The organism is Micromonospora sp. CNZ286, assembly GCF_014207755.1.
Window position 1 is genome coordinate 6,648,146 of record NZ_JACHIZ010000001.1, and the last position, 10,976, is coordinate 6,659,121.

At 68.0% G+C, this 10,976-nt stretch carries 11 protein-coding genes; 2 read left to right on the forward strand and 9 right to left on the reverse strand.

What is annotated here, in order from left to right; genetic code table 11:
• Window positions 1-9: 9 nt before the first annotated feature.
• The gene (locus FHX31_RS29930; RefSeq protein ID WP_184977574.1) at window positions 10-1,020 is read right to left on the reverse strand and encodes an acetamidase/formamidase family protein; all 1,011 of its coding nucleotides are present in this window, start codon (window positions 1,018-1,020) and stop codon (window positions 10-12) included.
• The gene (locus tag FHX31_RS29935; RefSeq protein WP_184977575.1) at window positions 1,017-2,423 is read right to left on the reverse strand and encodes an APC family permease; all 1,407 of its coding nucleotides are present in this window, start codon (window positions 2,421-2,423) and stop codon (window positions 1,017-1,019) included. Before FHX31_RS29935 ends, FHX31_RS29930 begins: the two co-directional genes overlap by 4 nt.
• Window positions 2,424-2,798: 375 nt before the next feature.
• On the opposite strand from FHX31_RS29935, the gene FHX31_RS29940 reads away from it, so the two are divergent.
• Together FHX31_RS29940 and FHX31_RS29945 are read left to right on the forward strand one after the other, a co-directional pair.
• Window positions 2,799-4,268 carry a helix-turn-helix domain-containing protein gene (locus FHX31_RS29940; protein WP_184977576.1) on the forward strand — a complete coding sequence of 490 codons (1,470 nt, stop codon included), beginning with the start codon at window positions 2,799-2,801 and terminating at the stop codon, window positions 4,266-4,268.
• Between the two features lie 14 nt (window positions 4,269-4,282).
• The gene (locus tag FHX31_RS29945) at window positions 4,283-4,915 is read left to right on the forward strand and encodes a 2'-5' RNA ligase family protein (protein WP_184977577.1); all 633 of its coding nucleotides are present in this window, start codon (window positions 4,283-4,285) and stop codon (window positions 4,913-4,915) included.
• A gap of 179 nt (window positions 4,916-5,094) precedes the next feature.
• On the opposite strand, the gene FHX31_RS29950 is transcribed toward FHX31_RS29945, so the two are convergent.
• From FHX31_RS29950 to FHX31_RS29975, 7 genes are all read right to left on the reverse strand, one after another.
• Window positions 5,095-5,676: a hypothetical protein gene (locus FHX31_RS29950; protein ID WP_184977578.1), complete on the reverse strand. Its 582-nt coding sequence runs from the start codon at window positions 5,674-5,676 to the stop codon at window positions 5,095-5,097.
• Window positions 5,673-6,158 (reverse strand): GNAT family N-acetyltransferase, encoded by a 486-nt coding sequence (locus tag FHX31_RS29955; protein WP_184977579.1) that lies wholly within the window; start codon window positions 6,156-6,158, stop codon window positions 5,673-5,675. Before FHX31_RS29955 ends, FHX31_RS29950 begins: the two co-directional genes overlap by 4 nt.
• A 6-nt stretch (window positions 6,159-6,164) precedes the next feature.
• On the reverse strand, window positions 6,165-7,094 hold the full coding sequence (locus FHX31_RS29960) for a hypothetical protein (RefSeq protein ID WP_184977580.1): 930 nt from the start codon (window positions 7,092-7,094) through the stop codon (window positions 6,165-6,167).
• Window positions 7,095-7,183: 89 nt separating this feature from the next.
• Window positions 7,184-9,370 (reverse strand): cyclophane-forming radical SAM/SPASM peptide maturase YhhB, encoded by a 2,187-nt coding sequence (gene yhhB, locus FHX31_RS29965; RefSeq protein WP_184977581.1) that lies wholly within the window; start codon window positions 9,368-9,370, stop codon window positions 7,184-7,186.
• 22 nt (window positions 9,371-9,392) lie between these two features.
• On the reverse strand, window positions 9,393-9,683 hold the full coding sequence (gene yhhA / locus FHX31_RS32910; protein WP_486481725.1) for a YhhA family cyclophane-containing RiPP: 291 nt from the start codon (window positions 9,681-9,683) through the stop codon (window positions 9,393-9,395).
• Between the two features lie 85 nt (window positions 9,684-9,768).
• The gene (locus FHX31_RS29970) at window positions 9,769-10,116 is read right to left on the reverse strand and encodes an STAS domain-containing protein (RefSeq protein WP_184977582.1); all 348 of its coding nucleotides are present in this window, start codon (window positions 10,114-10,116) and stop codon (window positions 9,769-9,771) included.
• A complete protein-coding gene (locus tag FHX31_RS29975) occupies window positions 10,113-10,637 on the reverse strand; it encodes an ATP-binding protein (protein WP_486481712.1) in 525 nt (174 codons plus the stop codon). The genes FHX31_RS29970 and FHX31_RS29975 overlap by 4 nt, the downstream gene beginning before the upstream one ends.
• Between the last annotated feature and the right edge of the window lie 339 nt (window positions 10,638-10,976).

Consider the following 10,976-nt stretch of genomic DNA (forward strand, 5'->3'; position numbering starts at 1 on the left):
CACCCACCCTTACCGTCGGCCGTCGAGGTGCCGCAGCCGTGCGTGCGCGTCACGGTAGGCGGGCAGTGGGTGCGGGAGCAGCGCCTTGTCGATGGCGGCGAGGACGGTGTAGTTGGGGTCGCAGACGTTGCCGATGGGCGCCCGCCCGGCCTGGGAGATGAGCTGATAGGCGTCCAGGGTCTGCAGCCCGCACAGGTCGACGGTCCAGGCGGTGAGGTCCTGGTGGGCCATCCGGTAGGCGTCCTCCAGAGGGCGGGCGCAGCCGACAGACATGATCGCCGTGTCGGTTTCCAGGCGCGGCCAGGCGGTGTCGGCGCCCTTGATGACCTCGACCGCGAGGGTGGTCACGGTGGCGATCTCCACGCCGACCCCGCACGCTTCCCCGTGGCCTTGGCGGGCGTGACCGTCGCCGAGGGCGAGCATCGCGCCGTGCACGTTCACCCCGAGATACAGGGTGGTCCCGGCGCGCAGTTCCGGTGTGTCGAGGTTCCCGCCGTAGTAGTCCGGGACGATCGTGGACCGGGACTCCATGCCGCCTGGGGCGACGCCGATGGTGCCGATCATCGGGTCCAGCGGCAGCTCGATCGTGTGGTCGCTGGCGGTGGCCCGGTAGCGGACGACGCCCTCCTGACGGTCGATGTCGTATACCCACACCCGCTCGTCCAGCGGCGGCTGCAGGGTGGCCGTGTGCGAGGTCGACGTGAGTGCCCCGAAGTAGGGGAAGGTCGCCGACACTCCCCAGTCCCGGGCCGGTTCGATCGACAGGAGGTGCACGGCGAGGGTGTCGCCGGGTTCGGCGTCCTCGACGAAGAACGGCCCCGACACCGGGTTCAGGTACGGCATCTGGCACACCTGCGACGGCCGGTCGGCAGGTCCTCGCACGAGGCCGCCGAAGCAGTCCTCGGTGTGCACGGTGATGACGTCGCCGGAGCGGACGTGGGCCACCGGCAGGCGTCCGCCGAAGGTGTAGGCCAACTCGTCACGGGCAGGCCGGTAGGTGAACTGGCTCATCCCGGTCACACCCGCTCCATGTCACGCCCGGCAGGCTGGGTGGGGGCCAGGCCGGACAGCACGGGCCGCCGGCCGGCCAAATACAGGCCGGCAAGCACGAGCACGCCAAGGGCGAGCCAGGCCAGGCCGAGGCGCTGGGCGGCGATGTTGGCGTTGACCACAACGTAGGCGAGGATCGCGAATCCGGCGGCGGGCATGAGCAGGTGCGCGAACCAGTTGCCGCTGCGGCGGCGGATGAGGTGGTGCACGACCACGGAGACGTGCAGGACGAGGAACGCGACCATCGCCCCGAAGTTGATCAGCGACGACAACAGCGTGATTCCATCCGCCCGCGTCGCCATGTACAGGCCCAAGACGAGGGACACGACGCCGGTCAGCAGAGTCGCGTTGATCGGCACGCTGCGGCGCACCGACACCTTCGCCAGGAACGCCGGGAGCTGTCGGTCGCGGGCCATCGCGTACAGCAGCCGCGACGTGGCGACCTGCGCGACCATCGAGTTCGGCAACCCCCACGCGATCGCCGTCGCAACGGCGCACAAGGTGGCCAGCCACCCTCCGCCGGCCGCCGCTGCGGCGTCGTAGAAGGCGGTGCCGTTCACGTCACCCTCGGCCAGCAGCACGTCGGGGGTGGGCACGAGCATCGCCGCCAGCCACGTCTGCGCGATGAACAACACTCCGGCCAGGACGAGCACGGCGGCCATGGCGCGGCCGATCTGCCGGGCGCCGTCCCGGGTCTCCTCGGCCAGCATGGAGATGCCGTCGAAGCCCAGGAACGACAGCACCGCGATCGATACCGCCCCCGCGACGAGGGACCAGGTGAAGGTGTCGGAGTTGTAGAACGCGTCCCAGCTGAACCGGCCCTTACCGGAGGCGAGGGCCCAGCCGGCGACGGCCAGGAACACCGCCAGGACGATCAGCTCACCGACGAGCATCACCCGGGTCACCACCGCCGTCATGCGGATGCCGACCGAGTTGACGATCGTGTTGACCGCGACGAACCCGAGCAGCCACAGCCACACCGGCACCGCCGGCACCGTGGAGTGCATCGCCACCGACGCCACCAGGTACAACAGACCCGGCACGAGGACGTAGTCGAGCAGGATCACCCAGCCGGCGAGGAAGCCGACCGGCGGGCTGATGCCCCGACCCGCGTAGTTGTAGACGCTGCCCGACATCGGGAACGCCTTCACCATCTGCGCGTACGAGAACGCGGTGAACACCAACGCCACCACACCGACCGCGTAGGCGAGGGCCACCATGCCGCCAGAGCTGGCGTACACGCTGCCGAAGATCGCCATCGGCGCGATCGGCACCATGTACACCAAGCCGTACGCCACCAGGTCCCGAAACCGCAGCTGGCGACTGAGCTCCTGCCGATAGCCGTAGCGGGCCAGGTCGTTCGAGGTTGTCATCGTCAATCCTCACGAGGATGAGAAGCGCGAGCAGGGCGCGGAGACACGCCTGCCGGGGGGTCGTCAACGACCCGACGGCGACGGGAATCCGCGGTTGACGTTGCTATGGCAGCCACTCCATTCATCACCGGCGGTGGCTACATCCGGACCGACGGTGATCCGGCTCGGCAAGCTTGCCAAGCGCATCCACGTGAATGGATCCCCAGGGGTGGTGAGATTTTCCCCCGCCCACGCACGCCTACGACCTGCACAAACTTTGATCAATTGGTGAGGATTTACCCACGCCAGGGCCCGCGGCCTCGCCGCGACGCGTACCGATTCTGATGAGAGGGGCGATACCGTGCGACGAGAGGCCGCACGTAGGAGGTGACCGCGATGGCAAGGACGACCGGCACCAAGGCGCAGCGCGATCACGTACGCCTGACGCTGGCCGGTTTCGGGGCGACGCCGACAGCCATCGCCGCCGAGCTGCAGCGCCGATTCGGACTGCGCCCCCGGGATGCCTTCCGACAGGCTCATGGTTGGACCCAGGACGCGGTGGCAGAAAGGCTAAACGCCAAAGGAAACGGTTCGGCGACGTTCACCGGGGCCCGGATCAGCGACTACGAGCGGTGGCCTTTCGGCGGTCGTCGGCCCACCCTGGCCGCCTTGAACGCGCTGGCGCAGGTCTTCGGGACCGATGCGAACAGTCTGGTCGACCTCGACGACTTGGCGGCTATGCCGGAAGCAGACCGGGAGGCGTTGAGCGGCGGGAACGCCGTCCCGATGCCTGCGCGATCGGTCGCATCCTCAGCACTGCCTGGCGCGATGGCTGAGCCTCTGCGGTGGGACCTCGGCGCTCTGCAGGACGAGACGGAACTGGTGATAGCGGTGGCAGAACGCACGGCGGGCTTCGGCGCATGGGCGCAAGCCTCGAACGTCGGGCCGTTCACTCTTGACGATGTCGCTGCCTCCACCCGGAGGATCGCCGTCGACTACCTGACCGAGCCGCCTGTCGTCGTCTACGCCCGGGCTGGCCTCCTGGCGGATCGCGTATTCCGCCTTCTGCAGACCGGGCGTCAGAACCCTGATCAGTCTCGGGAGCTCTACACCTGGGCGGGCTACCTCTGCACGCTGCTCGCCTGGATGGCCGGCGACCTCGGTCACCCGGCCGCAGCCGAGTCCCAGGCGCGCACCGCCTGGATGTGCGCCGAGACTGTCCGCGACAACACTCTTCGCGCCTGGGTCCTGTCGACGATCAGCAAGATTCACCTGTGGGAGCGGCGGTTCGAGGACGCGGCGAACGCCGCTGTGCGCGGCTACGGTCATGCCGCCGAGGGCAGCGCAGCGGTCATGCTAGCGTGCCAGGAAGCCGACGCGTGGGCGGAGATCGGCGCCGCCCAGCCGGCTCGGGCAGCACTGCAACGGGCCGAGGAGGCCCGCCAACATGCCAGCCGCGACCCGGTGGGTGGCCTTCTCGCCTGCGGCACGGTGCGCCAACACAACTACGCTGGTTCAGTGCTGCTCCGCATCGGCGAGGCCGCCAACGCCATCGAGCACGCCGAGCAGGCCCTCACGGAAGCCGCCGCGGATCCCTCGGTCGCCTACGGCACGCTCGCCCAGATCCGAATCTGGGCCGCCGCAGCGCATCTCAAGGCCGGCAGCCTCGATGGCGTGGTCTCGGTCTTGTCGCCGGTGCTCGCTCTACCACCCGAACAGCGGCTCGACCCGCTGGTGCACCGCCTGCGTGGCGTCGGCCGCAGCCTCGCCAGCGACCCGTCGCTGCGCACGAGCATCGAGGCCCGCGGTGTTCAAGCAGCCATCACCGAGTTTTGCGCCATCGGCGCCGCCCGGCAACTTCCTTGAGACCTGGAGAATCCATGGCAGTCCCGCACGCCACCGATATCCGTAACCACTGGTACTGGCGACCGGGGTGGGGCATCGGCTCCCGCTTCTACACCTGGCACATCACCTTCGACGGGCAACCCGAGGTCGAGAAGCTCGCTGACCAGTACCGGTCCCTGTTGTCCTCGCAGCCCAGCCTCGACGTCATTCCGAACCGATGGCTTCACCTCACCATGCAGGGCATCGGCTTCGTTCAGGACGTCGCTACCGACGACGTCGACGCCATCGTGGCCGCCGCCACAGACCGCTGCTCGCGTCTATCACCCTTCAAGCTCACCATCGGCACCCCCCACGTCGATCCCGAGTCCATCCAGATCGCCGTCGACCCGATCGAGCCCGTGCGGCAACTGCGCGCCGCCATCCGTACCGCCATCGCTGATGTCTGGGGGCAGGACCGAGTACCCGAGGCCGCCGAGCCCTACAACCCTCACCTCAGCCTGGCCTACACCAACGCCGACGGTCCCGCGGCGCCGCTCATCGAGGCCCTCTCCGCCGCTCCGAAGATCAGCGCGGACGCGCTGATCACCTCGTGCCAGCTCATCGTTCTCAATCGGGACGAGGGCATGTACGTGTGGGAACCGTACGCCACGGTAGAACTCGGTTCCTGAAGCCTGTTCCCTAACGGCTGCTTGGCCGCGGGCGCGACCACGAACAACCCCTGCGTCGCTGAAGTGCAGGGCTTGCGATCGCTGAGTTGGTAGTGGGGCTCCGCCGCGGGTTGGACCAGCGGCCCATCCATGCGAAGCTTCGCCTCGGCGATCCGGGTCAGCAGGCAAGCTGCGGTGGCCTAACCTTCTGATCCGTAGAGCGCGCTGACAGCTTGGCGCCAGGTCCGCCACGGCTCTGCCGACGTGTCCATGCCCGTGATCACTGCGTCGATATGGTCGATCGCGGCCTGCGCGTGCTGCAGGGCACTCGGGCATCGCGGTGAGCATGCGACGTACGACACCAACGCGGTGCCCGCAGGGTAATCGCGAGGGTCGAGTTGCGGGGCGCGCTCGCGGTCGCAGCTCATACCGAGACGTGTGGCGAGGCGGTCAATGTTTTCCTCGCCAGCGCTCGCTGCGGCTCGGGCGCAGCACAGCGGGTAGCCGAGGAGCAAGCCCAGTTCCAGGGTATGGGGCTCAGCCCTACGGTCGACGTCAAGGATGTGTAAGGCGACCTCCGGGACCGGAGCCGCGACCAGGTATTGCTCGTCGCTGGCGCACGACCAGCCGACCGTTGTGATCACGGCGGCGACGCGTTCGGCCACCGTGTGATCGCTAAATGGGATGCGGATGGCCGGTTTGCCGTAGGCCAAGATCCCGAGGACATCGACGCGGACGCTGGCCGGCAAGTCAGCCCAGGGCAGGTCGAGCCAGCCAGTCATTGCGGTCGAGTGGGTCGCTTCCAGATCATGATGAGCTGACGAACAGTCTCATCATGGATGGGCGTGTAGCCGGCGTGGGTCGCGGCGGCCCGGGATGCGAGGTTCGACTTGCGCATGTGGGCGTAAACGACGTCGTGGTCGCTGGCTTCGCTGGCGAGGCGATAGGCGACGCGGCCGACCCCTCGGCCTTGCCAGCTCTGGTTTACGCGGATCTGGATGCTGGCGTGGAGGCCGAGCGGCGGCTCGTCGATGACGTTGATGTAGATGCTGCCAGCTCGGGTATCGCCGACGTAGATATGCCAGAAGCCGCCGCCGGTTCCGCCGCCCCGCCCCACGCTGCCGGTGCCCCGTGCGAGGCGTACTTCGTCGGGGTCGACGGCGGGTCGGATGCCGCTGCGGATGCTGGCGGGCGGCTGTGGGGTGCGGCGCTGTGTGGTGGCTTTACGGCGTGGTCGGCTGGCGCCGGGCTTGCGCGTAGTCATCGCGAGCTATGCGCCATCAGCGGGGGTGCGGGCGAGTTGGTCGATGAGCGTGTCGCATACCGGTGCCCACAGCTCGGCGGGGAAGAACCCTGGGGAGATGCCGATTTCCACGTCCACGATTCTATGACGCAGTGGCGTCAGCGTGGCGACGAGCCGTTCGACGCGCCGCATCACTTGGTCGTCGGTTGGGTCGTGTCTGTGCTTGTGGTGAGCCCAGTCGGAGTCGCCGTTGAACCGATTATTGAAAAAGTCAAGGTCGATATGGAGCAGGATCGGTCCGTCATGGATGTCGGCGAGAAGCCTGGTCTCGTCGTCATTCACCTGGTAGGTCCCCGCTGTCTGCTCAGGAGCGGAGGACGAGTCGACGACCGGGATGATCCGTACGGACGGCCTCTGTGTGCCGAGGGCGAGTATTTCGTCTGCCTCGGTGCCTCGCACAAGCCAGAATCGGTCGGCTCTTGTGCGTGCGTAGGCGGTGTCGCACAAGTGGCGTATGTCGACTGACGGCAGGGTGTGCAGAAGCGGGGCGAGGAAGCTGCCCATTCCGATCGCGCTGCTGTTGATTGCGTCCGCGACCGAACTTGGGTCATGCACGCTCATCGTCCGTCCGGTGATGAGGTCGGTGAACTGCCCGTCGTGTATGCCAAGCCTGGGGCACATCAGGTCGTCGTGGTCGTCGACATGGATGACGGTGACGTGCCGCGGCAGCTCGTTCTGGCTCGCGAGCCATTGACTGATGGAGAGCAGGGTCCACGCGTCGGAGAGGCTGAGGAAGGCTCCTCTCGTCGTGCGGTAGGCAAACGGAATGTCGGCCACCGTGCAGCCCCACCAGCGCAGTCCCTCATCGAGCCGCGGGTCGATGTAGAACTCTGCCGTGGGCGCGGCACCGACGGTGACTCTCCAGTCGCCGTTTCCGTCTGGCACGGAGTACGGCACCCGATCAGCGAAGTACTGCGTCAGTACCTGATCTCGACGTGCAGGGTCGGCAGGAAGCCGCTGCGCGGGAATTGACACTGACAGTGTGTTCACGGTCGAGATCGCTGCTCGAGCAGCGCCGTGAGATGCCGGCCGGCCGGCGTGAGTTGACAGTCGGCCAAGGTCTCCCACGCCTGGGCCAGTCTGTCCTCCGTAGTGGCGATCTGGCTGGCCGCGCGGGCCCGGACGTCGGGACCCGCGTGCTGGTCGACGTAGCGCCAGAACCGCAGCAACTCGACGAAGACCCAGGCGGCGTGCAGGAGACCGCTGGGCGGGCGCGGTTCCTCCCGCCATGGCGAGGCGACCAACGGCCGGTCGGCGGCCACCAGCTCGGCCTCCCGGCTGAGCAGATAGAGCTTCTGGTGGCGGTGTTCGTGGATCAAGCTGTCGGCAAGATCATAAACATCAACGCCGCCGGCACGGCTGCCCAGCCCGAGGTAGAGCGCTCCGGGCACAACGTCGTCGCTGAAAGACACCACTTTGTCCGGGTGCGCAGAGATGTCGCGGACGAACTGAATCTCCGGGCTGATCAACCTGATCTCGGCGGCCAGCGCGGGATCGTATTCGGTAATCAACGCGATCGCTTCGGCGACGAGGTGACGGCCGCGGGCCGCTTCGGTTTCGTCTGCGAACGCGATGGGGTCGGTGAACGGCACTCGCAGCCACGGGTCGTCACGGTGAACGGGTACCGGTGCATCGGATGGCTCGTCCATCATCCGGGCCACAGTGATCGCGTAAGCCGGGTCGAACCGCACCGGCGTGCCATCCAATCGCCGCAACGCGGTGCCTGATCGTTCGCTGGCCCCGACCCGAGTCCACAGCACCACGCTGGGCCGGACCGCCACGCGGGCAAGTCGGTCGTCATCGGCATCGGCGAGCACCTGGAGAGCCGTGCGGGTTTCTGTGGTGGATGCATCCACCGCCAGATGATGTGCGACCAGCGCCCGAATATCCGCCGATGCGGCGCGACGCCAGTCGCTCATCAATCTGTCGACGACAGCCATCGCCGTGGTGGCTTGCTCGAAGGCGCCAATGTCGATGCGGTCAGCCGCTCCTCGAGCTACCCGGCCATCGCGCTGCTCGGAGACGGTGGATGCCATCCGGTGCTGGACGTGCTGGATAAGCGCGAGCATCTCGGCGCAGTAGACCGTGGGGTTGTCAAACCCATTGTCGGCGTACCGGTGCGGCACCGAGCCGCCCCCACAGACATCGGCCACGGGGCAGGCCCGGCACTCGCGGGAGAGGCCGTGTCGGGTAAGGAGCCGGCGGTGTGCGGTCAGCTTCGGCGAGTCTGCCACGTCGGCGATCGACATCGCGATGACGTCCGCGCCCAGCGCGGTCTGCCCTGCCTGCGTGATTTTGAGAACGTCGAGGTCGTGGTAGCTGCCGTCAGTCTCGATGGTCAGCAGGCTGACGTCGCCGAACCCGAACGCGTCGGTCCCACCGGGAAGGCCCGCCACCGCCGCGAGAAGCGCGTCGAACGTGCGGACCGCCAGGTGCGGATACCGGTCGTACCACAGGTCGAACGCCTCGATCAGCCAGTCGCGGTACCGGTCTGGCTCGGCGCCGCGACCCTCGGGCGGGCGTTGATGGTTGGCGTCCGGCAGGAGCAGGTCGAGGGCGGGCAGCGAACGCGTTGCGAAGTAGCCAAGTACATCCTCGGGCGCCACCGCTGGGTCGATGACGGCGATGACGCCAGCGAAGATGTCAGGCCGCTGCTCCAGCCGCTTCATTGCCTCGACGACCGCCGGAAAGGTCGAGTCCCCCGAGGCGGCGAGCCGATGACGGTCGTTGGCATGCTGCGGCCCGTCGAGCGACAAGGAGACCGCGATCTCCGCGGAACCCAACACCCGAACGGCGCGATCATCGAGAAGCACGCCGTTCGTCTGCACCGAGAAGTCAACCTTCGTTGAATCCGGCAGCCCCGACCGGATGTCCTCGGCGAACGCCGCCAGTGTCGACGCTCCCGCGAGCAGCGGCTCTCCGCCGTGGAAGATGACCAACATCCGGTCCAGCCCGGTCGCGATGGCGTACTCGCCGAGCCGTCCGGCGACCCTGCGGCGCGTCTCCGCGCTCATCACATGCGGCTGGTCCCGCCAACCCTGATCCTGATGCTCATACATGTAGCAGTAGTCGCACTTGATGTTGCACCGCGACGCGACCTTGACCAGGAACGACGTGAACCGGATCGGCTGACCGTTAGCCACCAGCGGCTCGGGCTCTGTCAGACTGTCCATGGTGGCTTGATCAGCCTATCTTTCAGGATCGGTTGTGCCGGTGATGCATCCGGTCATAGCTCGTGATCTGCTGATCCTCCGAGTCGACCATCCTCTGGTGGAGGCGGGCAAGGGCCGGGTGCTCAGGCCGGTGCTCACGCAACTCCTCGGCCAAATCTCCCTGTGTGGCAACGGATGTAGCGGTCTCAGGAGCCATCGCGTCCCTCGCAATCCTATTCTCGGCAGTGCGCGAAGGGTGGACGGCACCATGATGCCCGACCGAGGCGTTCGACCGGAAGGGCCAGGTCAACACGATCATGGAGGGTTGTCGCATCTTGAAGATCACCGACGGTGTGCCTTGGGCGTTAGCCGCATCCGGCACGGGCGTCGAGGTCACCGCCACTCGGGGCGAGACGGCCTTATCGACCAGCGCCGAGATCGCCCTGGTCGTCCTCGGCAGACAGGGTGTCCAGTACGCCGGTGATCTCGAGAGTGCGGCGGACGCGGCCGGTGGGGTTGACCAGAACGAGTCGGCGGCCGGCCGCCCTGGCCGTGTTCCGGGCGGTGATCAGAGCACTGATGACGGTCGAGTCGATGAACTCCACCGCCTGGACGTCGACCTCGACCAGGTCAGCGTTGTTGATCGTCTCCTCGAGGAGGCTCAGCAGTCCGGCGGCAGCGTTGAGGTCGATCTCCCCGGACAGCGTGACGACACGGTGGCCGTGCTCGACGCGCACCGTGTGCTGCCATGTGGGGGTGGGCATCATCGCTCGCCGTCCTTCGCTCGCTCCCTGAGGTAAGCCTCGCTCGCCTCGTCACCTGCCACCGGGGGCATCGTCCTGCCCGCAGCCGGCGAGAGGCGAGCGGTCACCGAGGCGGTCATGCCGTCGGGCCGACGGTGCAGCGTCAACCCCCCGGTCAACTCGTCGGCCAGCCACAGCCCTCGGCCCCCGGCCACATCTGCTGCCGGTAACCGCACCGGCATGCTGCCAACCGCAGGGCCGTGGTCACTGACCTCGCAGACCAACACGTCGTCCCGGCGGCGCAGCTCGACGTGCCCGTGGCCGCCGCCGTGGCGCACCGCGTTGGCGACCAACTCGTGCACGGCGAGAACGAAGTCGTAGCCGGCGTCCTGCGGCATCCCCACCGCCGACACCAGCGCCTCGAGCGCGTGCCGCACCTCGGTGACCGTGGCGGCGGTGAAATCCTGCGACATCAGCGCCAGCTCGACGGTGCCAGGCCCCCGCGCGCCGCCATCCCACCCAGGGGGCTGCCGGTCGTCGCTCATGCGAGGCAGGGTACCCAGCCACGACGATTCCGCGACCCTTGCTGAACAGCAAATACACGCCCCACCGACAGGCACCCCTCACCTCGATACCCGGCTCAACAGCGGCGGGCCGCGCCATGTAACGCCGGCACCCGGCGCAGCGCCAGATGGTGGGAGGCCGGGGTGCGCGGCCTGCCCGGCCCGGGCGGAACTCCCCGCGCCCCCTCGGATCCCGGAGTCCGCCCGGGCCCCCACGACCGCAACCCCCGGAGAAGGCCATGGCCCCGCCACCCGCGCGACCCACCCCACCCGAATGGCCGCCGCCCGCCGGCAACCACCCATCGACCCCACCGCCAGGCT